The organism is Kocuria sp. ChxB (genome assembly GCF_044359605.1).
GTDB lineage: Bacteria > Actinomycetota > Actinomycetes > Actinomycetales > Micrococcaceae > Kocuria > Kocuria rhizophila.
The window spans coordinates 1,489,294-1,513,405 of record NZ_CP121123.1 but is presented as its reverse complement, the minus strand read 5'-3'; the positions used below and the strand labels follow the sequence as shown (position 1 = coordinate 1,513,405).

The window sequence follows — 24,112 nt, the reverse complement described above, 5'->3', positions numbered from 1 at the left end:
GGTCCGCATGGGACACGTGGACGCGGACCACTGGGGCCGGTACAACGCCGCCCAGGCCGGACGGGGCATCCGGCCTCTCGCCCGCCTGGCGGCGGAGGCGGCGGGACCCGGTGAGGGGCGCAGCGCCGTCGAACTGGGCTGCGGGGCGGGGCGTGAGGCCGCCTTTCTGGCGGACCACGGCTGGCTCGTGCAGACGTTCGACGCCGATCCCACCGTGGTGGAGACCATCGCGGAGCTCGCCACGGACCGCGCCATCAAGCACACCCTGACCCGCCTGGAGGACCTGCGCGAGCTGCCGCCGTGCGAGCTGGTGCTGGCGTGCGTCTCACTGCCGTTCGTCCCGCGAAGCGCTTTCCCCGCGTTGTGGGGCGCCGCTCTCCGGGCACCGCTCTCCGGGCGCTGCGCCCGGGCGGTGTCCTGGCGGTGGACCTCTTCGGCGACCGGGACGACTGGTCCGCGGGGGACGGCACGTTCCTGACCCGTGACGAGGTGGACGAGCTGGTCACCGGCCTGGAGGTGCTGCGTCTGCACGAGGAGGAGCGCGACGGCCCCGCGTTCTCCGGGCCCAAGCACTGGCACACGTACCAGCTCGTCGCGCGCAGACCCTGACCGCCGGGCCGCTGCGCCGCGCGGTGGCGCGCCAGGGGAGTGGCCGCGCGGCGGCGAGTGCAGCGGACCCGGTTCGTGTGGTGCCATGGACCCATGAGCTCACCCCGCACGGACCTCGCCCAGACCCTCCGCCGCCTGGACGGCGGCAGCTACGGCGCCTACAAGCAGCTCAAGGGCTCGTGGCGGCTGGGGGATGCGGAGCTGATCGTGGACCGGGTGCAGTCGGACCCGTATGCCCCGCCGTCTCTGGCCCGGATCCGGCTCTCCCTGGCCGACACCGGAATCCCTCCCGAGCTGATCGCCACCCGGGACGCCCGCGTGGCCGCCGGGGACTTCCTCACCCGGGAGTTCGCCCGGGCCGCCCGGGACCTGGGTCCGCGCGGCGGCAAGGACTCCGGTGGCATCTCGATCCAGCGCACGGGCCAGGAGATCCTCGAGCGCTCTTCCGTGGTCGTTCCGGATCCCGGGGACGCGGTGGATCCCGCCCCGGCACGCGAGTCCGGGATGCACCGGGCGGGGGACGCCGTCGCGGGGGACCGGCGGGGCGGGGCCGGCCGTGCGGCGCCGTCGGAGACCACTGGCCCCGGCGCTGTGGTGGAGGTGCGCTGCGAGATCGCCCTGCCCGCCGCAGGGCGGCGCATCAAGGGCCACGCCGCGCACCGGTTGCTCACGGAGGTGCTGCCGGGCGTCGTCGACCGCGCCCTCCGGTACGAGAACCTGGACGCCCGCGCCCTGCAGGCCCACGTGACCTCCCACCTGGATGCCCAGCACCTGCGCGCGCAGCTGCCCCAGCGCGGCCTCGTGGCGTTCGTGGCCGACGGCGCCGTGCTGCCCCGCGCCTCCGGTCACCGGGACGAGCCGCTCGCCCACGGGGCGGTGCCGTTCGAGACCCCGCCATCGCTGCGGGTGGAGCTCGAGCTCGAGGACGGCTCCTCCGTGAGCGGCATGGGCGTGCCGGAGGGTGTCACGGTGGTCGTGGGCGGCGGCTACCACGGCAAGTCCACGCTGCTGCAGGCCCTGGAGCGCGGGGTCTACAGCCACGTGCCCGGCGACGGCCGCGAGCGCGTGGTGACCCTGCCGAGTGCCGTGTCCGTGCGCGCGGAGGACGGCCGGGCGGTGTCCCACACGGACGTCTCCCCTTTCATCACCAACCTGCCCACCGGCGCGGACACCCGCGACTTCAGCACGTCCAACGCGTCCGGCTCCACGTCCCAGGCGGCCGCCACGGTCGAGGCGGTGGAGGCGGAGGCCGGCGTGCTGCTGCTGGACGAGGACACGTGCGCCACCAACCTCATGGTCCGGGACGAGCGCATGCGCGCCATGGTCCCGGGCGAGCGCGAGCCCATCACGCCGTTCGTGGACCGGGTGGGCGCCCTCTACACCGAGTGCGGGGTGTCCTCGATCCTGGTCACGGGCGGCTCCGGGGCGTTCCTGGACGTCGCGGACCTCGTGATCGCCATGGACGCCTACCGCGCCGTGGACGTCACCGACCGCGCCCGGCAGGTGGTCCGGGCCTTCCCGCGCCCCGACGACATGCGTCCCGCAGAGTCCTTCGGGCAGATCCGCCCGCACATTCCCGGCGGCGTCTCGGGAGCGTCCCACACGCTCCCGGCTGAACACGGTGCCACCCCGTCCGGATCCGGTGCCGCGGGGCACGACGCCGCCCGGTCCGGTCCGCGCCACGGCACCGCCCAGCGGGGTGGCAGGGGCAAACCCGCTCGCGCTCGCGGTCTCGACACCATCCAGCGGGGCCGCGAGGACGTGGACCTCTCCGCCCTGAGCCAGCTCGTGGACCCCTCGCAGACGGAGGCGATCGCGCGGCTCATCGAGGAGATCGAGCGCACGGCGGACGGCCGCACACCCCTCACCGAGCTCGTGGACGCCGCCCTGGAGCGGGTGGTGCGGGACGGACTGGACACCCTGGCCCACCACCGGGGCCACCCGGGACACCTGGCGCTGCCCAGGGCGCAGGACGTGGCGGCGGCGTACCACCGGGTCCGCCGCTGAGCTGACCGGCCCGGGGTGTGCGGGATGTCCCTGCCCCGCTTCTGCATTTGCTCCGTTAGTGCAGATTTCCGCGTCAAATTCTGCACTAACGGAGCAAATGCAGCAGCCCCCAGAGCTGGCGGAGGTGGCAGCCTGCGCGGGTGTGCTGGCGCGGAAGTGGGCGGGCGACGTCGTGCCCGGCGGGTGGGCGCGTCGGGCCCGGGTGGGTGGGCTCAGGAACCCGGGGCGAGGACCTGCTGGAGCTTGGTGGCGAAGACCTTCCCCATGTGGACCTGCCCCGCCTCGTTGAAGTGGTACTGGTCGTACATGTATCCGCGGGCGTTGTAGGTGTCGATCCAGCCGCGCATCGGGATGAAGCGCGCCCCGGTCTGACGGGCGGTGACCCGCAGCGCCTCCTCGACCCGCTGACGGTCGGCGTAGAAGACGTCGGAGCGGGAGATGACGCCGCCCACCACGATCGTGGACGTGGGGTACATGCGCTGCAGCTCCCGGACCACGGCGGTGGAGCGGGACGTGATGGTCGCGGAGCTGGCGCCGCGGTCGTTGCCGGAGCCGCCCACGAAGATCATGCCGGGAGCCCCCTTGGGCAGGGCCCAGTGGTTGTCCAGCACGCCCATGCCGTAGGAGCCGTAGTTGTTGCCCTGGTTGTTGGCCACGTACCCGATGCCGCCCATGCGGTAGACGGTCTGGTGGTAGCCGTTGGCGGCGATCCCGCGCCCCACCCACGAGCTCTCCGCCACCTGGGAGTCCCCGATCACCAGGGCGTCCTCGGCTCCCAGGGTGAGGTCGGCGCGCATGACCTTCGCCCGGGAGGCGTCCCACACCAGAGAGTCCTTCTGGAACGTTGTGCGCACCGCGCCACCCGTTCCCGACGCCGCCCGGGGCAGTCCGTGGAGCGCGGTGTTGCGCTCCCACACGGCGGCCACGCTCTTGGACGCCGGGACGTAGCCGTAGGTGGCCGAGTGGTAGACCGTCCCGTTCGCGTAGCGCCTGGCGGAGATGCCGGCCACGGAGATCCTTCCTCCGGCGGGGGCACCCAGCCCGTGCTTCGTGGCGGTGGCGTCGAACGCTGAGGTGTCCGACGGGCGGGGAGGGGGTGTGCTGAACCGGGTGGTCGTGACCTTCCGGGTGGCAGTGGAGTACCGCATGGTGCCGCGTTCGAAGCGCTGCTCCACGCCGCCGGAGACGGCGTACTCCTGGGACACGGGGTACCCGAGGCCGCGCTCGTACCCGGAACGCTGCCACGCGCTGAGGATGGCGCCCTTGATGGTGTGGCCGCCGGTCTTCGGGGACCAGTACGCCCGGCCCGCGTGGAACATCTGGTAGGCCCCGCCGCGCTCCAGGCCGCCCCGCTCAGGGGTCACCGCCGCACCCGTGCGCTTGTCGGTGGCCCAGCCGGCGCGGATGCCGCCACGCACCGTCTGCGTGCTCCCACTCTTGGCGTGCCACGTGAACGTGTAGCGAGAGCCGGTGGAGGGGATGAGGAAGTCCTGCGCGGCCCCTCCCGCCACGGGGTACTCGGGGCCGCTGGGCGCTCCCGCGTTGGCGGGGCCGCCGGCTGCGGTGTACGCGGTGCGCATGCCGCCGCGCACCGGGTGGGTGCCGGTTGCGGGGCTCCACACCAGTGTGGCGTTCGTGAACCGCTGGGATGCCACCCCGCTCACGTCCGTGGCCTCGTTGCCCAGCGGCAGACCGAAACCCTGGATGTTGCGGGACCACGCGGAGTACATGCCGCCACGCACCACGGAGACGCTGGTGCGCGGGGTGTAGGTCAGGGCGCCGCGCTCGAAGCGCTGGACGCAGCCGCTGGAGGGATACCCGCACTTCTCCCGTTCCACGGGCTCCCCGATGGCGGTGCGGAGCTCGGGGTGCGCGGTGTAGTAGGCGCCGATGGCGCCGTTGAGCGGGGGAGCGTCGTCGGCGTGGGCGCTCGGCAGGAACGCCGTGGTGGCGCCCAGGGCCAGGACGAGCGACAGGACGAGAGCGACGAGTGCGCGCAGGGGGCAACGGCGGAGGAACGAGGGGTGCACAGGAGAGCCTCTGAGGAGAGCAGCGGGGGACCGTGGCCCGGAACGAACGGCCGCAGGGAGTCAGCCCGATCCCTGTGCGAACGCGAATGCGCTGGGCCGGTTCACATGCTACTCGACGACCGCGCGGCGGATCTCGTCCAGCGAGGTGAGCTCACCCGCGTTGATGCGTTCGCGCACCGACTCGTACTGCTCCTGGGAGGACGCGAACGGGATCTCCCGCCCGTGGGCGTCCAGCAGGCGGCCGTCCACGAACTGGTCGCCGTCCTGCAGGGCGCCGGCCTCCCGTGGGGAGAGCACCCGAAGCCCCACGGTGCCCATGCCCATGGCCTCCGTGGTGCGCTTGTGCACGCTGAGCTCGTTGAAGAAGAAGTTCATCACCAGGGCGGCCACCGCGGCGGAGGAGATGCCGGAGGAGAAGATGATGCCCACCCACGCCGGGAACGCAGCGTAGAAGTCCGGGGCCACGATCGGCACCATCCCGAAGGACAGGGAGACCGCCACGATGATCAGGTTCATGCCGCCGCGGTAGTCCACGCGCGCCAGGGTGCGGATGCCCGAGGACATCACGGTGCCGAACAGCACGAAGCCCGCGCCGCCCATCACCGGCAGCGGGATCGCCGCGATCACCTGGCCGAGCACCGGGAGCATGCCCAGCAGCACCATGAACACGCCGCCCAGAGCCACCACGTAGCGGCTCTTGACCTTGGTGATTGCCACGAGCCCCACGTTCTGCACGAACGCCGTCTGCGTGAAGGAGTTGAACACGGGTGCCACGGCGGAGGAGAGCATGTCCGCGCGCAGCCCGTCCGCGATGCGCGCGGAGTCGATGCGCGATCCCGTAACCTCGGACAGGGCCAGGATGTCCGCGGTGGTCTCCGCCATGTTCACCAGGATCACGATGCACATGGCCACGATCGCCGCCATGTGGAACGTGGGTGGGCCGAAGTGGAACGGCGAGGGCAGCGCGAACCACGGGCCCTGCCCCACCTGCGAGAAGTCCGCCATGCCCACGGCCCACGCCACCACGGTGCCGACGACGATCGCCACCAGGATGGCCAGCCGGGACAGCACCGCGCCGCCGAACTTGGACAGCAGCAGCACCGCGAGCAGCGTGACCCCCGCCAGGGCGATGTTCGCCAGCGAGCCGTACCCGGGCGCCTTCTCGTCCCCGCCCATGGACCACGACGCCGCCACGGGCACCAGGGTGATGCCGATCGTCGTGATGATCGACCCCGTGACCACGGGCGGGAAGAACCGCAGCACGCGCGCGAAGAACGGGGCCATCAGGAAACCGAACACGGAGGCCACCATGATGGAGCCCATCACGGACTGCATGCCACCGCCCGTGGCCAGCACGGACAGCATGGTGGCGATCCCGGTGAAGGACACCCCCTGAACGAGCGGCAGCTGGCAGCCGATCCGCGGCAGCCCCCACGCCTGCAGGAACGTGGCGAACCCGCCCACGAACAGAGCGGCGGCCACGAGCAGGGCGGTCGTGGCGGCGTCGTACCCCGCGGCTCCGGCCACCACGAGCGGCACGGCGATGAGCCCGCCGTACATGGTGAGGATGTGCTGGACGGCGTAGACCACGGTGCGCCCGGCACCCAGTCGTTCGTCCTCGGGGCGGGTGGCCCGTTCCGCGGTGGGGGCGGGTGCTGCGCTGCTGGACATGAGGATCCTCGATCAAACGGAGTGGAGGTGGCCTCAAGAAGTGTAGGTGGGACGGGCCATGTGCAGTGCTCGCCGGGGAAAACCGACTAATCTACGGGAATGGCCTTTCACGCGGATTCCACCGAACTGGACAACAAGGAAATTCTCACCTGGGAAGGGTTCGGGAGCGCCACCCGCGAACTCGCCCAGCAGATCGTGGACTCGGAATTCGTCCCCGACATCATCATCGCGGTGGCTCGGGGCGGCCTGCTGCCCGCAGGGTCCCTCTCCTACGCCATGGGCGTGAAGCTTTCGGACGCCGTGAACGTCGAGTTCTACACGGACGTGCACGAGACCCTGCCGGACCCGGTGCTGCTCGCCCCCATGCTGGACACCGAGTCCATCAGCGACAAGAAGGTCCTGGTGGTGGACGACGTCGTGGACTCCGGGCGCACCCTGGCCCTCGTTCTCGAGCTGCTGCGCGGCTACGGCGCCGAGTGCCGCTCCGCGGTGATCTACGAGAAGCCCCGCTCCGAGGTCCGCCCCGACTTCTCCTGGAAGTCCACGGACGAGTGGATCGTCTTCCCGTGGTCCGCGCAGGAGCCGGTCACCAAGTCCCGCTGATCCGGACCGCTGGACCTGGCTGAGGTGCAGCCGCCCGGGGCGCCTCCGGCCCGCGGTTTGCCCGGGTCCGTGGTGCCGCGCCCGTGGGGGAGCAGCTTGCCGCCCACCGTGCTTCCTGAGTCTTGAGTGCAGATATTGCCGTCTACTGCCTGGTAGGCGGCAATATCTGCACTTAAGACCGGAACGGGAGCAGGAGCGGCAACCGGGGCCGGCCGGCAGTGGGTCAGTGCTTCACGCGCTCCTGCACCAGTGCTGCGGTGGCCTCCGCAATGGCGCGCTCCTCGTCCGTGGCGGCCACCAGGACCTCGATGGCCGAGCCGGGGGCGCTGATCCGGGCCACGTCCCCCTCGGGGTGCTCGTTGAGCGCGGGGTCCAGGGCGATGCCGAGCGCGCCCAGCTGATCGCACACGAGGGTCCGGAACTCGGGGGAGTTCTCCCCGATGCCCGCGGTGAAGATGAGGGCCTGTGCTCCGCCCACCGCCACGTGGTAGCCGCCGATGTACTTGGACAGCCGGTACGCGGCCATCTCCAGTGCCAGCTGCGCCCGTTCGTCCCCGGACTCCGCGCGCTGCTCCACCACGCGCATGTCCGAGTCCCCGCAGATGCCCTGCAGCCCGGACTCCCCGTTGAGGATCTGGTTCATCTCCTTGGCGCTCATCTCGGGATTGCGCTCCAGCATGGCCGTGACCACGGAGGGGTCCAGGTCACCGCTGCGGGTGCCCATGACCAGGCCCGCGAGCGGTGTGTAGCCCATGGAGGTGTCGAAGGACCTGCCCTCGCGGATCGCGGTGGCGGAGGCACCGTTGCCCAGGTGGGCCACCACGGCGTTGAACTGCTCGCGCGGGATGCCCAGGAACTCGCACGCCTTGCCCGTCACGTAGTCGTGGGAGGTGCCGTGGAAGCCGTAGCGGCGCATCCCGTCCATCTCGTACCAGCTGTCGGGGATCGCGTAGCGCCACGCCTTCTCGGGCATGGAACGGTGGAAGGCGGTGTCGAACACGCACACCTGGGGCATGCCCGGGTAGGTTTTCTGGATGGCTCGCAGCCCCAGCGCGTGGGCGGGGTTGTGCAGCGGGGCCAGGGGAGCGAGCCGCTCGATGGCGCGGATGATCTCGTTGTTCACCAGCACGGGGGCCGAGAACCGCTCACCGCCGTGCACCACACGGTGCCCCGCGGCGTCGATCGTGCGCCCGCCGAGCTCCTCGTCCAGGCGCTGCGCGAGGATCTCCAGGGCCTGCGTGTGGTCCTTGACGTCCGAGGTGCCGATGTTCTCGATCAGCCCCTTGGTGATCACCTCACCACCGGCCATGCCCGCGGTGGCGGTGGCCAGGGGCACGTTCTCGTTGATCGCGGGCATGGAGGACGTGTAGGCGCTGGGCTCGGAACCCTCCGGAGTGACCTCCCGCACCTGGTACTTGATGGAGGAGGAGCCGCAGTTGACGACGAGCACGAGCATGGCAGGATCCTTCGGGATCGGCGGGCGGATGGGCTCCTCCCATGATCTCACGGGAGGCGGGTCTCCGAGCGGCCAGGGGCAATCCCGCGCGGCCCGCCACCTGCGGGGCATCCGGGCCCGGACGCCCCGGTGACAGACCGGTGACAGCCCAGTGACAGGCCGGGGCCAGCCCGGTGACAGGCCGGGGCCCTACCATGGGGAAACACGTGTCCCCCGCTGCAACGGAGCACCCATGGACTGGACCGTCCTCGCAACCACCGTCTACCTGATCATCGACTACAGCATCAAGATCATCGCCATCGGTGTGGTCCCCGAGAACCGGCGGCCGTCCTCCTCCACAGCGTGGCTCATGATCATCCTGGTGCTGCCCGTGGTGGGCCTGCCGCTGTTCCTCATGCTGGGCAGCCCCTACGTGCGAGGGCGGCGGATGCGCATCCAGGAGGAGGCCAACAAGAGCCTCACGGAGGGTCTGGAGCAGTACCCGGACCTGCCCGAGGGTGCAGAGCCCCCGCGGTGGCTCGAGTCCTTCACCCACATGAACCGGCGGCTCACGGGTCTGCCGTGCGTCACGGGCACCCACGTGGAGCTGCTCACGGAGGAGCACGCTGTGATCGCGTCCCTGGTGGACGCCGTGGACGCCGCGCAGGACTACGTCCACGTGGAGGTCTACATCATGGCGTGGGACCAGACCACGGCCCCGTTCTTCGAGGCGCTCGAGCGGGCGGTGCGCCGCGGCGTCGTCGTCCGTGTGCTGCTGGACCAGCTGGGGTCCCGCAAGTACCCCGGGTACCGCAAGCTGGGCAAGCGGTTCGACGCCGCCGGGTTCCAGTGGCGCCTCATGATGCCGCTGCGGCCGTGGCGCGGCGAGCTGCGCCGCCCGGACCTGCGCAACCACCGCAAGCTCGTGGTGGTGGACGGCAACGTGGCGTTCATGGGCAGCCAGAACATGATCGACTCCAGCTACCTCTCGAAGAAGAACATGAAGATCGGGCGCCGCTGGGTGGACATCATGGTCCGCCTGACGGGGGAGATCACCGAGGAGATCGAGGCGGTCTTCGCGGTGGACTGGTACAGCGAGACCAACGAGCAGCTCATGGCGGACACGTTCGTCCCCACGCACGCCCCGGTTCCGGTGACCGGCCCGGACGGCCCGGGCAACTACATGCAGCTGCTGCCCTCGGGGCCTGGCTTCGAGACGCGTCCCAACGAGCGGCTCTTCGCGAGCATGGCCGACGCCGCCCTGGAGAGCCTGGTGCTGTGCAGCCCGTACTTCATCCCGGACGAGTCCCTGCTGGCCTCGGTCACCACGGCCGCGTACCGCGGTGTGCGCGTGGAGCTGTTCACCAGTGAGAAGGCGGACCAGTTCATGGTGGGCCACGCCCAGGCGTCCTACTACGAGGCCCTGCTGGACGCGGGTGTGATCATCTACCAGTACCGCAGCCCCGAGGTGCTGCACACCAAGTTCATGGTGGTGGACCAGGAGATGTCCGTGATGGGCTCCTCCAACATGGACATGCGGTCGATGGGTCTGAACTACGAGATCAGCCTGCTCGCGTTCGGCGGGGACATGGTGGGCAGCCTGCAGGACCTCGCCCAGCAGTACCGGGACGCCTCCACGGTGCTCACCGCCGAGAAGTGGAAGGGCCGCTCTGTGGGGGAGCGCTACCTCAACAGCGTCTTCCGGCTCACCTCCGCCCTGATGTGAGGGCGGGCGACGCCGCCCCCGGTTCTCCCGGGGGCGGCCTCCTCAGAGCGTCTGCGCCTGGATCGCGGTGATGGCCACCGTGTTGACGATGTCGTCCACGGTGCAGCCGCGCGAGAGGTCGTTCACGGGCTTGCGGAGCCCCTGCAGCACGGGACCCACAGCCACCGCGCCCGCGGACTGCTGCACGGCCTTGTAGGTGTTGTTGCCGGTGTTCAGGTCCGGGAACACGAACACCGTGGCCTGTCCCGCCACGTGCGAGCCCGGGAGCTTGGACTTGGCGATCGAGGCGTCCACGGCGGCGTCGTACTGGATGGGGCCCTCCACCTCGAAGTCCGGGTCCGCGGCGCGCACGAGCTCGGTGGCGGCGCGCACTCGCTCCACGTCCTCACCGGAGCCCGAGCCGCCGGTGGAGTAGGAGAGCATGGCCACGCGGGGGTCCACGCCGAACTCGCGCGCCGTCTGGGCGGAGGCCAGGGCGATGTCCGCGAGCTGCTGCTCGTCCGGGTTGGGGTTCACGGCGCAGTCGCCGTAGACCAGCACGCGGTCCGCGAGCAGCATGAAGAACACCGAGGAGACGATGTTCACGCCCTCGCGGGTCTTCACGAACTCCAGGGCCGGGCGGATGGTGTTGGCGGTGGTGTGGGCCGCCCCGGAGACCATGCCGTCCACGTCCCCCAGCTGCACCATCATGGTGCCGAAGTAGGAGCCGTCCAGCATGCGCTCGAGCGCCTGGTCCTTGCTCACGCCCTTGTGGGAGCGCAGCCGCACGTACTCGTCCGCATACTTGTTCCGCAGGGCGTCGTCGTGCTGGAAGTCCACCAGGTCCAGGCCCTCGGCGTCGAAGTCCAACTCGATGCCCTCGGACTGCGCGAGCGCGCGGACGGCCTCGGGATCGCCGAGCACCGTGAGGTCGCAGAAGTTGCGGCGGTGGATCAGCTCCGCAGCGCGCAGGATGCGGGGGTCGTCCCCCTCGGGCAGTACGATCCGCTTGCGGTCCGCACGCGCGGACTCCACGAGCTCGTGCAGGAAGCGCAGCGGCGTGCGCTTGACGGGGCGCGGCAGGGTCAGGCGGCCGGAGAGCTCCTCGCTGTCCACGTGCTCCGCCCACGCGCCGCGCGCGGCGGCGATCTTGCGGGAGTGCGCGCCGGCCAGGGTGCCGCGCGTGGCCGCCACGGCCTGCGCGGTGGTGAACGTGTCCCGTTCGGTGGTCAGCACGGGGAACGGGGCCGCGCTCAGCAGCGAACCCACCGCGCCGGAGGGCCGGAAGCCCCCGGTCAGGAGCATCCCGGCGGGCACCGGCAGCGTGGGCGCCAACGACGACGCCAGGGTTGCCGAGACCACGTCCGTCCGGTCCCCGGGGGTGATCACCAGGTCCCCGTCCGCGATCTGGTCCAGGAAGTTGCCCGCGGTCATCGCGGCCACCTTCACGGCCTTGATGTCGCGGTCCAGGGACGAGGAGTTGAAGTCCGTGCCGTAGCCCTGGGCGTCCACGAGCTCGGCCACGGTGGGGTTGGAGATCGCAGGCAGCTCCGGGATCACGTACGCCGGGAGGTTGTGGTTGCCGGGCTTGGCCTCGCGGCGGATCTGCTCCGCGTGCTCCGGGTCCGCGCGGTTGACGATCACGGCGTAGATGTCGCAACCGGCCTGGCGCAGCTCGGTGCGGGTCACGTCCACGGCGTTGAGCACGTCCTTGACCCGCTCGGACTCGTGGGCGCCGATCACGGCGGCCACGGAGCAGCCCATGTCGTTGGCCAGGCGGGCGTTGAGGTCGAACTCCGCGGTGGCGGCGTTGTGGGCCACCAGGTCGGTGCCGTCCACCACGATCACGTCGCACTCCCGTGCCATCTCGGAGTACACGGCCACGGCGGCGGAGTCGAGCTCGTCGTGCTCACCGGAGGCGAGGATCTCGCGGCAGCGCTCCAGGGAAACCGCCCCCCGGCACCGGGAGTCCGGGAGGTCGAAGGTGCGCTTCATGAGCTGCAGCACCGGATCCTCCTCGGGGGAGGTGCCGTCGAACACCGGGCGGAAGAAGCCCAGGGCGTCCGTGCGCTTGAACATGGTGTCCGTGAGCCCCAGTGCCACCAGCGTCTTGCCGCTCTGCGGCGTCATCGCGGAGATGTAGATGCCCTGCGTCATGGAACGTGCTCCCTCGGTAGCGTCCGGCTGTGCCTCCAAGTCTAGGGAACCGGTCCCCGTGCCGACCCGCGGGCAGTGGTGAGTTCGGCGACAGAACGGGTCGCACGACGTGACCCGTAGCATGCCAGGGTATTTCGTACTACCATCGCGTCATACGAAATCGGGCGGGCGGGGGGTGGTCATGAGAGTGCACGTGCATTCGCGAGTCGTCGCGCGTCACCCGGAGGTCACGGTGGACCAGGTGATCGAGGCTTTCGAGGGAACGTTGCGATCCCGCGCCCGGGACACCACTCCAGTCCAGTGGGTGGGCGTCGGTGCGGATGCTGGCGGGCGACTGCTGGAGTACATCGCGGTGGAGCACGAACCGGATGGATGGCTGGTTTTCCACGCGATGCCAGTGACAACCAAGGTGCTCGTGGAAGTCGGGCTGAGGAGGTAGGGACATGAACGACTACACGGATGTGAACGGGGTGCCGTTCACCGATGACGACATGGAACGGTGGGCCGAGGAGGCGGAGTCCGCAGAGGGGTTCACCGGAGGACACAAGGGGCCGTCGGTGCCCGGGCGCCCGATCAGCGTGGGAGTTGCGGCACGGCCGTTCACCCTCCGCCTGGATGCCGCGCGCCGAGCGAAGCTCAACGATGCGGCGCAGGCGCGGCACACCACTGCCTCTCAACTGGTCCGTGATCTCATCGACGCACTCTGAATCCTGCGGCCTGACCGGAGCCGCTCCTGAGGGGGGTCTCCGAGTCCCGGGGTGATCCGCCGGAAGGGTTCGCGCCGCACCAGGGGCTCGCGCTCCCGCGACCCCGGTGCCACACTGGTCACATGCTGGTCGCCTTCTCCGTCTCCCCCAGCGGTGGGGACAATCCCGATGCCTCCGTCCACGACGCCGTGGCCGCCGCCGTCCACGTGGTGCGCGAGTCCGGGCTGCCCAACCGCACCGACTCCATGTTCACCACCATCGAGGGTGAGTGGGACGAGTGCATGGCCGTGGTCAAGGAGGCCACCGCGGCGGTCGCCGAGTACGGCCCGCGCGTGTCCCTGGTGCTCAAGGCGGACATCCGCCCGGGCCACACCGGTGAGCTGACGGGCAAGCTGGAGCGCCTGGAGTCCGCGCTGTCCCGCCACGAGCTGGGTCGTTCGCAGGAGCGCCGCGGCATCACCTCGGGCACCGCCGGCTCGAACGGCCCCGCCGCCTCCGAAGGTGACCCCGCCTCGGATGGCGCCGCCGGCCCCGAGGGCACCGCAAGCTCCGACGCCGCCGGTCGGAAGTGACGGCCCCGCGCACCTCGTGAGCAGGAAGAGCAAGAACGCCAAGCGGGCGGGTCGCGCGGAAGCCGGCGCCGCGGCGTCGTCGGACGCGCCGGGGCTCGTGGAGCGCACCTGGGCCACGGACACCGGGACCGTGGAGCTGCAGCAGGACACGTACGTGCCCGGCGCGTGGGTGCTGCGCGTGAACGGGGTGCCGTCCTCGCACATCGTCCCGGACCGCCCGGACCAGCTGGAGTTCGAGTACATGCGCTGGTTCTCCACGGTGCTCGAGGACCACGTGTCCTCGCACCTGGATCCCACCGCGCTGCGCGTGCTGCACCTCGGTGGCGGCGCGTGCTCGATGGCCCGCTACCTCGCGTGGCGCTACCCGCAGGCCCGCCAGGTGGTCGTGGAGCTCGACGCCGCCCTGGCCACCCTGGTGCGCGAGTGGTTGGACCTGCCGCGGGCGCCGCTGCTGCGGATCCGTCCGGGGGAGGCGCGGGCGGTCACGGAGTCCCTCAGTGAGACCTCGCGGGACATCGTGATCCGGGACGTCTTCGCCGGGGAGCAGACCCCGGGGCACCTGCGCACGCTCGAGTTCGCGCGCCACGTGGACCGCGTGCTCGCGCCGGACGGGCTGTACCTGCTGAACGTGGGGGACACCCGCAACCTCAAGGGCACCCGGGCGGAGGTCGCGGCGCTGCTGGAGGTCTTCGAGCACGTCGCCGCCGTCGCGGACGCTCCCATGCTCAAGGGCCGCCGCTACGGCAACGTGGTGCTCGCCGCCTCGCACGCACCCCTGCCCGCAGCCGGTTCCGCCGACGCCGCCGCGCTGGGCCGCGAGCTGCTCGGCGGCTCCCTGCCGGCCCAGTACAAGGACACCGCGTGGTGCCGGGAGCTCGCGGCGGACACCCGGCCGTGGCTCGACAAGCCGGCGGACCCGGTACCGGAGGGTCCGGACGCGGCCTGACGGGCGGGGCGGCGATACGTGGGAGGTGTCCGCGCGTCGCATGAGAGGGCGGCGAGCGGCGTCGTCGTCGTCAGGAAAGCTGGATCAGCCGGCCCAGCCCTCGATCACGCCGATGCCGAAGAACGCCACGAACGCCAGGGCCACCACGTACATGAGCGGGTGCACGTCCTTGGCGCGGCCCTGCACCAGGCGGATGAACACGTAGGAGACGAAGCCCGCGCCGATGCCGTTGGCGATCGAGTACGTGAACGGCATGACCGCGAACGTGAGGAACGCGGGGATCGCGACGCCCAGGTCCGCCCAGTCGATGGCCACCACGTTGCGGGCCATGAGGAAGCCGACCACCACCATGGCGGGGGCCACGGCCTCGAAGGGGACCACGTTGACCAGCGGGGTGAGGAACATGGCGGCGAGGAACAGCACGCCGGTGACCACGTTGGCCAGGCCGGTGCGGGCGCCGTCTGCGATGCCCGTGGAGGACTCCACGAAGATCTGGTTGGAGGACACGGAGCCCGCGCCGCCGGCCACGGCACCGAGGGCGTCCACGAGGAGCACACGGTCCACGTTCTCGATCTGACCGTCCGCGTCCTCGAGCCCGGCCTGGCGGGACAGCCCCACCATGGTGCCCATGGCGTCGAAGAAGATGGACAGCAGGATGGTGAAGATCAGCAGGGCGCACGCGATCCCGCCGAGCTCGCGGAAGGCGTCGATGGGCGCGGCGGAGCCCAGCAGGGACAGGTCCGGAACCGCGAACAGCGCCTCCGGGGAGGACGGCACCACGAGCGACCAGCCGTGCGGGTTGTCCACGGAGGAGCCGCTGGGGGAGACCGCCTCCAGCACGTGCGCCAGGACGGTGGTGAGCACCACCGAGATCAGGATCCCGCCCCTGACGTTGCGCACCATCAGCGCGACGGTCAGCAGCAGGCCCACCACGAACGTGAGGGTGGGCCAGCCGAAGAGCTCACCGCCGGTGCCCAGCTGCACCGGAACGGTGGTGTGGGCGGCGTCCGGGATGCGGCGCACGAAGCCGGCGTTCACGAACCCGATCAGCGCGATGAACAGCCCGATGCCCACCACGATCGCGGTCTTGAGGGAGTCCGGCACCGCGTTGAACACCGCTGTGCGGAACCCGGTGACCACCAGGACCACCATGATCACGCCGGCCCAGATCACCAGACCCATCACCTGCGGCCACGTGAGCCCGGGGTTCGTGGCGATCGTGACGGCCAGGAACGCGTTCACGCCCAGCCCGGCGGCCATGCCGAACGGGGACCTGGCCCACACACCCATGAGGATGGTCAGCACGCCGGCCACCAGCGCGGTCATGGCGGCCACGCGCTCGCCGCCCAGGGTGTTCCCGGCGCCGTCCGGGCCGTAGCCGAGCACCAGCGGGTTGAGCACCACGATGTAGCTCATGGCGATGAACGTGGCCACGCCGCCGCGGACCTCGCGGCCCACGGTGGAGCCACGCTGCGTGATGGAGAAGAAGCGGTCCAGCCCGCCTCGGGGCTCGCTGCGCTGAGCGGGCGGGGTGGAAGACGACATGCAGATCCTCACGGGTGGGCGCTGGCCGCGCCGAACGGGACGGGTGGGGGTGTTTGTGTAGAAATACTACGACGACGCCGCCCGCGCACCGTGCCGCAGCGCCCGCCACGGTCCCCGGTCCGGTGGGGCAGGAGGGCCGGTGGTGCCAGGATCCGGGGCTGCCGCTCCGCCTCCGCAGCCGGCCGCGTGGTTAGGCAGGACTGACCTGAGTTCACTACCGTTGATCCCAGTCCCTGTCTGCACGCGGGATCCGTGTGCGCGTCGAAAGGAATCACCACCGTGACAACCCCCACCTCCCGCCCGCTGCGCGTGGCCGTGATCGGCGCCGGCCCGGCCGGGATCTACGCCGCGGACATGCTCACCAAGACCGAGGCGGTCCGCGAGGGCGAGCTCGAGGTCAGCGTGGACCTGTTCGACCGCTACCCCACCCCGTTCGGTCTCATCCGCTACGGCGTGGCCCCGGACCACCCGCGCATCAAGGGGATCATCACGGCGCTGCGCTCCATCCTGGGCCGCGGGGACATCCGGTTCTTCGGCAACGTGGAGTACGGCCGGGACATCACTCTGGGCGAGTTCCTCACCCACTACGATGCCGTCATCTTCGCGACCGGTGCCGTCAACGACGCCCCGCTGGAGATCCCCGGCGCGGACCTGGACGGCTCCTACGGCGCGGCCCGCTTCGTGGCCTGGTACGACGGCCACCCGGACTACCCGCGCACGTGGCCGCTGGAGGCCAAGGAGATCGCGGTGATCGGCAACGGCAACGTGGCGCTGGACGTGGCGCGGGTGCTCTCCAAGCACGCGGACGACATGCTGGTCACGGAGATCCCGGGCAACGTGTACCAGGGGCTGAAGCAGTCCCCGGTCACGGACGTGCACATCTTCGGCCGCCGCGGCCCCGCCCAGATCAAGTTCACCCCCCTGGAGCTGCGTGAGCTGGCCAAGTCCCGGGACGTGGACATCGTGGTCTACGACGAGGACTTCCAGTTCGACGAGGCCTCCGAGAAGGCCATCACCGAGAACAACCAGACCAAGGTCATGATGAAGACGCTGCAGAAGTGGCGTGAGGACGAGACCCCCAAGACCGCGTCCCGCCGGCTGCACCTGCACTTCCTGCAGACCCCGGACGAGATCCTCGGGGACGAGGACGGCAAGGTCCGTGCCATCCGCATGGAGCGCACGCGCCTCAACGGGGACGCCTCCGTGACCGGCACGGGCGAGTACACCGAGTACCCGGTGCAGGCCGTCTACCACGCGATCGGCTACCTGGGCTCCCCCCTGCCCGAGCTGCCCTTCGACCCCGAGCGCGGGGTCATCCTCAACGAGGAGGGCCGCGTGGTTGAGGCGGACGGCACCCCGGTCCCCGGCGTCTACGCCACCGGCTGGATCAAGCGCGGACCCGTGGGGCTGATCGGCGCCACCAAGTCCGACGCCCTGGAGACCGTGACCCATCTCGTGGCGGACCGTGCCTCCCTGGCCGATCCGGACAACCCGGACCCCCAGGCCGTGGTGGAGCTGCTCGAGTCCAAGGACGTGCAGTACACCACGTGGGACGGCTGGCTCGCCCTGGACGAGTACGAGCAGAGCCTCGGCCAGTCCTCGCACGACGCCGAGGGCAACCCCCGCGAGCGCGTCAAGGTGGTGGAGCGGGACGAGATGATCTCCGTCTCCCGCAACGGCGCGGGCCAGTAGGCCCGCCCCTCACGCATCGTCCACGGGGCGGGGCGGGAAACACCGGGTGCGCCCGGGCTTCCCGCCCCGCCCCGCGGCGTCGGGCGTGCGGATCAGACGCCGAGGACGCGGTGGGTGTGCTCGTTGAGCAGCAGCCCGTGGGGGTCCAGCTCCGCCCGCAGTGCCAGGAACTCCTCCCAGTGCGGGTAGAGCGGTGCAAGGTCCGCGGCGGTGCGGGTGTGCAGCGTGCCCCAGTGGGGGCGGCCGCCGTGCTCCACCAGGATCCGCTCCGCGGCGGTGAGGAAGGACTGGCTGGGGCGCCTGCCGTACTGGCGCAGGTTGATCCACCCCGTGTAGCGCCCCCCGGCGGGGGAGAGGAGTCCCGGGTCCGGCGGGGCGCACCGCACGGTCAGGGGGAACGAGAGGTCGTACACGTGGGCGTCCGCGAGGACCTTCAGCTCCCGCACCGCGGAGGCCGTGGCCTCCAACGGCAGCGCGTACTCGGCGGCCACGTAGCGCACCGGGCGGGCCACCGTGAACACGCTGTAGGACACGTCCGTGTAGCGCCGCGAGCTCTCCGCGAGGGACTCGATGCGGTTCAGCCCGGTCACGGCACGCGGGATCAGGTTCCCCACGTGGCCCAGCCCGGCGGTCAGGGAGGTGCGCAGAACGGCGTCGTCCGCGCGGCGCAGCGCCCGGGAGATCGGTGAGGCGGGGCGCGTGTAGGAGTCCGGGAGGCGGTGCAGGCGGCTCAGGATGCGGGTGTGGGCCGTGGTGGTCCCGGGCATCCAGGAGAACTCGAAGTGGTCCGCGGCGGACATCCGTTCCTGCAGGGTGTCCAGCAGTGCACCGAGCGGCTCGCGGAACTCGGCGCAGTGCAGCCGGAACGCGTTGACGCACTGGAGGGTCACGGAGACCACCACGCCCAGCACGCCCAGGTGCACCCGGGCGGCGTCGAACAGGTCCGGGCGGTGGGTCTCCGAGCAGGAGATCAGCTCACCGGTGGGGGTGGCCAGGCTCAGCCCGATCACCTGACCGCCCAGGGACGGCTGCCCCAGGCCCGTGCCGTGGGTGCCCGTGGCCAGCGCGCCGCCCACGCTCATGTGCGAGGAGTCGGGGAGGTTGGCCAGCGCCAGCCCGTGCTGCTCCAGGATCAGGTTCAGCTCCTGCAGCGTGGTGCCGGCGAACACCGTGACCCGCTGGTGGTCCTCGTCCACGGAGACCAGGCCCTTGAGGGCGGAGGTGTCCAGCAGGACGCCCTCCGTGGGGACCAGGGGCGCGCAGCTGTGGCCGGAGCCGGCCGGACGCACGCACAGGCCGTGCTCCTGCGCCTCGCTCAGCACGCGCAGCACCTCGTCCGAGGTGGTGGGACGGACCCGCACCGTGGGATCCGCGGTGAGGTTGCCTCCCCAGGACCGCCACGTGCCGTTCTTCACCCGGGCCGTCATGCCCGGTGCTCCGCCTGTGCTCACGGCTCGTCTCCGTTCCGGGGGCGTTCAGCCCCCTCGATCCTCATCCGTGCGGACACGGCACGTGCCCTCGCCCGCGCCGGCGCACCGCTGACGCTCTGCCTGCGGCGTGCGTCGCAGCCGTCGCGGGCGCCCGGAACCGCGGGGGTCGGCCGTGTCGCGTGGCCAGGACCGCACGGTGCGGGCCTGACGTGCGCCGCGGCGTCGTCGCAGCGATCCGGACGCCTCCATCATCTCACCGCAGCCCCGCCGCCGGTGACCGGGTGGCTAGGCTGGGAACAGGAATCCACGGTCGGGGAGGGAACAGCAGTGAGGGCACCAGACGCCGAGATCATCGTGGGAGTGGACGGCTCCGAGCAGAGCCTGGGCGCCCTGCACTGGGCCGCACGGGAAGCACGGCGCCGCGGCGCACCGCTGCACGTGGTCACCGCCTACACGGTGCCCATGATCGGGGGGTCCACGTTCGACGTGGGCTACGCCGCGTTCGACGACGCCGCCATGAGCCGCGCCGTGGAGGAGCTCGTGGCTGACGCCCGACGCCGCGTGGCCGAGCTGGACGTGGAGGTCCGGTCCACGGTCCAGGCCGGGGACCCCTCCGGTGTGCTCGTGGACCTCAGCAGGGATGCGCAGCTGCTGGTCCTGGGGTCCCGGGGCCACGGGAGGTTCCTGGGCCGGCTGCTGGGCTCGGTGTCCACGGCGGTGCCCGCCCACGCGCACTGCCCCGTGGGGATCATCCCCCTGCAGTGGGGCACCGACTACCGGGTCAGTGAGAACGTGAGCCGCCGCCCGGCGTTCGTGGACGGCGTGACGGTCGGCTCGGACGGCTCTCCCCACGCGAGCGCCGCCATGCTGTGGGCCGCGGACGAGGCGGAGCAGCTGGGGGTGCCGCTCACGGTGCTGTGCGCCGCACCCTCGGATGCCGGGTCCTACGCCTGGCTGCCCTCTCCCGTGGACTTCGACGACCTGCGGGGCGAGGTGCGGGCCGCTCTGGACGTGTGCGTCCAGTGGCTGCGCGGCCACTTCCCGGGGCTCGAGATCACCGGGGAGCTCGCGGACGGATCGCCCATCGACGCCCTCGTGGAGCGCTCCGCCCGGAACCAGCTGGTGGTCACGGGCACGCGCGGTCGCGGCGGGTTCGCGGGCATGCTCCTGGGCTCCACGTCCCAGGGGGTGCTGCACAACTGCACCGGGCCGGTCATGATCGTCCCGCCCTTCGAGGACCCGCGGCTGGCGGACCGTCCCGAGGTGGCGGTCTAGGGCGCAGCTGTCCGCACTGGGTGGTTCCCGCCCGCGTCATTCGCGAGAGGAGGGCCGCTGCCCCGGGCACTCCGTTCCATGGTGCACCGTGACGGGCCTCAGCCCCGCTGGACGTTGCCCGGGGAGCCGGTCGGGTCCGGCTGGGCCACTCTTATCCGGAAGGGCCGTCTGCGTGCGTCCGGTCCGCCCCGTACCCGGTCGGGGTGACAACGGGAGTGTTCGTCCAGGGCGCCTGCAGGATCAGTGCCCCGGATCGGCGGGGGCCGGGGATGTTTGTGGAACGGGTGGTTTGCCTCTAGGATGTTGGAGGTCCATCGTCCCATGGTGCCCTGTGTGCTGTCGGACGGAGTTCTGGCCCCCATCGTCTAGCGGCCTAGGACACCGCCCTTTCACGGCGGCGGCACGGGTTCGAATCCCGTTGGGGGTACGGTTTCCACTCGGAGCACCGCCGGGAACACGATTTGCACAGTGAGTCGTTCGTCCTGGTAGGATATCCACTCGTTGGAAACAACCAAGGCCCTGTAGCGCAGTTGGTTAGCGCGCCGCCCTGTCACGGCGGAGGTCGCGGGTTCAAGTCCCGTCAGGGTCGCTCAGGCGGCGATGAAAAGGCAACTTTTCGCGCCGTCGCGGCATATCACCGAGAGGTTTCCTCCCGGTGCGTGCCTGGCTCTGTAGCTCAGTTGGTAGAGCGTACGACTGAAAATCGTAAGGTCACCGGATCGACGCCGGTCGGAGCCACTGAACCCTCGCGTGGCTTCTACACGCGGGGGTTCTTTGCTGTCCGGGGTGGGTGCGTCACTCTTCTCCGGGACGAGCGGGGCACCCGGCCCCCATCCCCGCGTGGCGGGAACGACGACGCCCGCCGCCTCTCCGGCCCGGCGAGCCGTGCGTGCGCGCACCTGACCCCCAGCCCGCACCGAGGTTGCGGGCCTACGGTGGACGCTGATGGACGGGGCCCAGGGCAGTGGGCTCCGCGCGGAAGAGGGAGCCGGCCATGCGACAACGGATGCGCGTGCTGTGTGCCACCACGGTGCTGGCGGCGCTCTCCGCCGGTCTGACCGGGTGCAGTGCCCAGAGCCCCTCCGGCGCGGCCCTTGAGACCTCCGCCCCAGCCCCCAGCCCCACGGTCACGAGTACCCGGCCCACGACCTCACGCTCCGCGTCCCCCGCGAGCACGCAGGAGTGCTTCGACGTCGCCGAGGCCGTGAGCGGCGTCGAGCTGCTGCCCCTGAGCCACGACAGCGAGCACGAGAGTCAGGACGCCGGTGCCCTGGACGAGGCCCGCGCCTCCGCAGACAAGATGTTCGCCCAGCTGCCCTCCGCCGTGCAGCCGGCTTTCGACCAGGTGGAACGGATCCTCGACGGCGCCGGTGAGGCCCTGGAGCCCTCCGAGGCCGCCAAGATCCAGCAGGCCCTCGCCCCCGCCGACGCCTGGTTGCAGTCCCACTGCTCGGCGAGCCCGGGCTCCACCGCATCCGGATCGGCAGCGCCCACGGGCTGACCCCGCCCCGGGTGCACCGGTTGACCCCGCCCCCGGGTGCACGCCGCATCCGGCGCCGCCCCCCACACCGGGGGCTGGGATCAGGACCTCAGAGTTCCAGCCACACCGCGCTGTCCACGGTCAGGCGGTTGTCGATCACCGCGTCCTGGCCGCTCGTGAGCAGCAGTGTGCCGCGCGAGAGCTCCGCGATCTCAGCGTCACCCTCCCCGAGGTTCGCCGCCACCAGCACCGTGCGGCCCTCGCTCGTGCTGAGCACGTACGCCAGCACACCCTCCGGACCGTCGCTCAGCTCGTGCCAGGTGAAGTCCGCAGTGCCCAGACCCAGTTCACCGCGCACCCCCAGGGCACGCCGGTAGAGGTTGAGCGTGGACTGCGGATCGCCCTCCTGGTGGTCCACCGTGATCTCGCGGAAGGACTCCGGCTGCGGCAGCCACGGGTTCGGGCCGAAGCCCAGCCCCTCGCCCACGGGGGACCAGGGCAGAGGCACCCGAGCGCCGTCGCGCCCCAGCTCCGCGCCCGCAGTGCGGTGGAACGTGGGATCCTCGCGGGCGGCGTCGGGAAGGGACGTGTGCTCGGGGAGGCCCAGCTCGTCGCCCTGGTAGACGTACGCCGAACCCGGCAGGGACAGCTCCACCAGCGCGGCGGCGCGGGCCCGGCGCAGGCCCTGGCCGTGGTGCGGCTGCTCGTCCTGCGCGCCGATGCCGTTGGGGTAGGCGGTGCGCGAGCCCAGGCCGTAGCGGGAGGCGTGGCGCACGGTGTCGTGGTTGGAGAGCACCCACGTGCAGGGCGCGCCCACCTCGTAGTAGGCGCGCAGCGAGGCGTCCACGGTGTCCCGCATCCGGTCGCGGTGCCACCCGGAGATCAGGAAGTCGAAGTTGAACGCCTGCTGCGCCTCGTCCGGGCGCACGTAGCGGGCCAGCCGGGGAGCCGGGCCCACCCACGCCTCGACCACCAGTATCCGGTCCCCGGGGTACTCCTGGAGCACGCGGTGCCAGTCACGGTAGATCTCGTGCACGCCGTCCTGGTCGAAGTACGGGCCGGTGTCCATGGTCTTGGTGGGCTCGTGGGCGTCCTCGGTGCCATCCTCCTCGGCGGTGCCCTCCACCATGTGGACCTGCTCGTCCCAGTCCGGGAGGCCCTCTGCCTTGATCATCCCGTGGGCCACGTCCACCCGGAAGCCGTCCGCCCCGCGGTCCAGCCAGAACCGCAGGATGGCGCGGAACTCCTCCCACACCTCCGGGTTCTTCCAGTCCAGATCCGGCTGGGAGGAGTCGAACAGGTGCAGGTACCACTGGCCGTCCGCCACGCGGGTCCACGCGGAGCCGCCGAACAGGGACTTCCAGTTGTTGGGCGGCAGCTCACCGTTCTCGCCCCTGCCCTCCCGGAAGATGTAGCGGGCGCGTTCCGGTGAACCGGGTGCTGAGGCCAGGGCGGCCCGGAACCACTCGTGGTCCTCGGACGTGTGGTTGGGCACCAGGTCCACGATGATCTTCAACCCCAGCCGGTGGGCCTCCTCGCGCATCCGGTCGTAGTCCTCCAACGAACCGAAGCGGGGATCCACGGTGCGGTAGTCCGCGACGTCGTAGCCGGCGTCGTGCTGCGGCGAGAGATAGAAGGGGGAGAGCCACACGGCGTCCACCCCCAGCCGCTTGAGGTAGGGAAGCTCCTCGGTGACGCCGCCCAGATCACCCATGCCGTCTCCGTTGGAGTCCTTGAAGGAGCGGGGGTACACCTGGTAGATCACGGCGTCGCGCCACCACTCGGAGCCGGAGGGGGCGGGGAAGGAGGTCTGGGAGAAAGTCACGCACTCCAGGCTACCCACGGCCGGGCGTCACGGGCCAAAGGGCACCCCGTTCTTCGAGGGGCGGGGGTCTCCCCGCGTGCCTGGTCACCGGACCGCGCACCCGAGCCCGATTGCCGCCCCGCGCAGCCCTGATCCCGCCCCGCAGTCGCTCCCACCCCAGGTCCACCCCCGCCCGCTGCATTTACTCCGTTAGTGCAGAAATCAGGAGCCCCAGCTGCATTTGCTCCACTAGGCAGCGTCCACAGCTCGGGGGTGAGCATGCAGAGGGGCGGTGGATCTCCCGGCCAGAGGGTGTGTGGGGCAGGGCTGTGGACAACCCGCCCCGGTCAACGGATCACCTACCTACAGTTCCGGCATGGTGTTGTACCAGCAGCGTCCAGCCCCGTTTCTCCCTGAGCCACTGGTGGTTCCCACGGCGGAGAC

18 protein-coding genes, 3 tRNA genes and 1 pseudogene are annotated in these 24,112 nt (G+C 71.1%); 15 read left to right on the top strand and 7 right to left on the bottom strand.

The annotated features are described in order from the left end of the window. The first annotated feature begins 7 nt into the window (after positions 1 to 7). From P8S73_RS06670 to P8S73_RS06660, 3 genes are all read left to right on the top strand, one after another. The gene (locus P8S73_RS06670; protein ID WP_223110064.1) at positions 8 to 478 is read left to right on the top strand and encodes a hypothetical protein; all 471 of its coding nucleotides are present in this window, start codon (positions 8 to 10) and stop codon (positions 476 to 478) included. Then, positions 424 to 609, top strand: coding sequence for a hypothetical protein (locus P8S73_RS06665; RefSeq protein WP_223110063.1), 186 nt, complete (start codon positions 424 to 426; stop codon positions 607 to 609). Before P8S73_RS06670 ends, P8S73_RS06665 begins: the two co-directional genes overlap by 55 nt. A 93-nt stretch (positions 610 to 702) precedes the next feature. After that, positions 703 to 2,616 (top strand): P-loop domain-containing protein, encoded by a 1,914-nt coding sequence (locus P8S73_RS06660; RefSeq protein WP_396350266.1) that lies wholly within the window; start codon positions 703 to 705, stop codon positions 2,614 to 2,616. A gap of 212 nt (positions 2,617 to 2,828) precedes the next feature. Here the strand turns inward: P8S73_RS06660 and P8S73_RS06655 are convergent, their stop codons facing one another. Next, the gene (locus P8S73_RS06655) at positions 2,829 to 4,646 is read right to left on the bottom strand and encodes a GDSL-type esterase/lipase family protein (RefSeq protein WP_144802131.1); all 1,818 of its coding nucleotides are present in this window, start codon (positions 4,644 to 4,646) and stop codon (positions 2,829 to 2,831) included. 108 nt (positions 4,647 to 4,754) lie between these two features. Next, positions 4,755 to 6,317: a nucleobase:cation symporter-2 family protein gene (locus P8S73_RS06650; protein ID WP_059281667.1), complete on the bottom strand. Its 1,563-nt coding sequence runs from the start codon at positions 6,315 to 6,317 to the stop codon at positions 4,755 to 4,757. A 99-nt stretch (positions 6,318 to 6,416) separates the two neighbouring features. Here P8S73_RS06650 and P8S73_RS06645 point away from each other — a divergent pair, with 99 nt between their 5' ends. Next, positions 6,417 to 6,920: a phosphoribosyltransferase gene (locus P8S73_RS06645; protein WP_039101528.1), complete on the top strand. Its 504-nt coding sequence runs from the start codon at positions 6,417 to 6,419 to the stop codon at positions 6,918 to 6,920. A 223-nt stretch (positions 6,921 to 7,143) separates the two neighbouring features. On the opposite strand, the gene P8S73_RS06640 is transcribed toward P8S73_RS06645, so the two are convergent. Beyond that, positions 7,144 to 8,376 (bottom strand): acetate/propionate family kinase, encoded by a 1,233-nt coding sequence (locus tag P8S73_RS06640; RefSeq protein WP_047979030.1) that lies wholly within the window; start codon positions 8,374 to 8,376, stop codon positions 7,144 to 7,146. Between the two features lie 232 nt (positions 8,377 to 8,608). Here P8S73_RS06640 and cls point away from each other — a divergent pair, with 232 nt between their 5' ends. Then, positions 8,609 to 10,081, top strand: a complete 1,473-nt coding sequence (cls, locus tag P8S73_RS06635) for a cardiolipin synthase (RefSeq protein ID WP_070637105.1) — start codon at positions 8,609 to 8,611, stop codon at positions 10,079 to 10,081. 42 nt (positions 10,082 to 10,123) lie between these two features. Here cls and pta read toward each other — a convergent pair whose 3' ends face one another. After that, on the bottom strand, positions 10,124 to 12,217 hold the full coding sequence (pta, locus tag P8S73_RS06630; RefSeq protein ID WP_070637103.1) for a phosphate acetyltransferase: 2,094 nt from the start codon (positions 12,215 to 12,217) through the stop codon (positions 10,124 to 10,126). 241 nt (positions 12,218 to 12,458) lie between these two features. On the opposite strand from pta, the gene P8S73_RS06625 reads away from it, so the two are divergent. The 4 genes and pseudogenes from P8S73_RS06625 (at position 12,459) to P8S73_RS06610 (ending at position 14,442) form a co-directional block, all read left to right on the top strand. Beyond that, positions 12,459 to 12,656, top strand: a complete 198-nt coding sequence (locus P8S73_RS06625) for a hypothetical protein (RefSeq protein ID WP_223110062.1) — start codon at positions 12,459 to 12,461, stop codon at positions 12,654 to 12,656. Positions 12,657 to 12,660: 4 nt separating this feature from the next. After that, on the top strand, positions 12,661 to 12,924 hold the full coding sequence (locus P8S73_RS06620; protein ID WP_019309776.1) for a hypothetical protein: 264 nt from the start codon (positions 12,661 to 12,663) through the stop codon (positions 12,922 to 12,924). A gap of 122 nt (positions 12,925 to 13,046) precedes the next feature. Further along, positions 13,047 to 13,346 (top strand): annotated as a pseudogene (locus P8S73_RS06615) (MTH1187 family thiamine-binding protein); the annotation flags it as partial. 166 nt (positions 13,347 to 13,512) lie between these two features. Further along, positions 13,513 to 14,442, top strand: a complete 930-nt coding sequence (locus P8S73_RS06610) for a spermidine synthase (RefSeq protein WP_019309778.1) — start codon at positions 13,513 to 13,515, stop codon at positions 14,440 to 14,442. 84 nt (positions 14,443 to 14,526) lie between these two features. Here P8S73_RS06610 and P8S73_RS06605 read toward each other — a convergent pair whose 3' ends face one another. Beyond that, on the bottom strand, positions 14,527 to 15,987 hold the full coding sequence (locus tag P8S73_RS06605) for an NCS2 family permease (RefSeq protein ID WP_396350265.1): 1,461 nt from the start codon (positions 15,985 to 15,987) through the stop codon (positions 14,527 to 14,529). Between the two features lie 252 nt (positions 15,988 to 16,239). Between P8S73_RS06605 and P8S73_RS06600 the strand changes: the two genes are divergently transcribed. Further along, on the top strand, positions 16,240 to 17,679 hold the full coding sequence (locus tag P8S73_RS06600) for an FAD-dependent oxidoreductase (RefSeq protein WP_083310952.1): 1,440 nt from the start codon (positions 16,240 to 16,242) through the stop codon (positions 17,677 to 17,679). Between the two features lie 92 nt (positions 17,680 to 17,771). Here P8S73_RS06600 and P8S73_RS06595 read toward each other — a convergent pair whose 3' ends face one another. Continuing rightward, on the bottom strand, positions 17,772 to 19,130 hold the full coding sequence (locus tag P8S73_RS06595) for a D-arabinono-1,4-lactone oxidase (RefSeq protein ID WP_396350264.1): 1,359 nt from the start codon (positions 19,128 to 19,130) through the stop codon (positions 17,772 to 17,774). 306 nt (positions 19,131 to 19,436) lie between these two features. Here P8S73_RS06595 and P8S73_RS06590 point away from each other — a divergent pair, with 306 nt between their 5' ends. From P8S73_RS06590 to P8S73_RS06570, 5 genes are all read left to right on the top strand, one after another. Then, positions 19,437 to 20,384 (top strand): universal stress protein, encoded by a 948-nt coding sequence (locus P8S73_RS06590; protein ID WP_396350263.1) that lies wholly within the window; start codon positions 19,437 to 19,439, stop codon positions 20,382 to 20,384. Between the two features lie 354 nt (positions 20,385 to 20,738). Further along, positions 20,739 to 20,811: transfer RNA gene (locus tag P8S73_RS06585), tRNA-Glu, on the top strand. A gap of 88 nt (positions 20,812 to 20,899) precedes the next feature. Next, positions 20,900 to 20,973 (top strand) — tRNA-Asp (locus tag P8S73_RS06580). Positions 20,974 to 21,049: 76 nt separating this feature from the next. After that, a tRNA-Phe gene (locus tag P8S73_RS06575) sits at positions 21,050 to 21,122 on the top strand. A 256-nt stretch (positions 21,123 to 21,378) separates the two neighbouring features. Further along, positions 21,379 to 21,885, top strand: coding sequence for a hypothetical protein (locus tag P8S73_RS06570; protein ID WP_396350262.1), 507 nt, complete (start codon positions 21,379 to 21,381; stop codon positions 21,883 to 21,885). Positions 21,886 to 21,973: 88 nt separating this feature from the next. Here the strand turns inward: P8S73_RS06570 and P8S73_RS06565 are convergent, their stop codons facing one another. Further along, positions 21,974 to 23,689: an alpha-amylase family glycosyl hydrolase gene (locus tag P8S73_RS06565; protein WP_396350261.1), complete on the bottom strand. Its 1,716-nt coding sequence runs from the start codon at positions 23,687 to 23,689 to the stop codon at positions 21,974 to 21,976. Positions 23,690 to 24,112 lie beyond the last annotated feature (423 nt).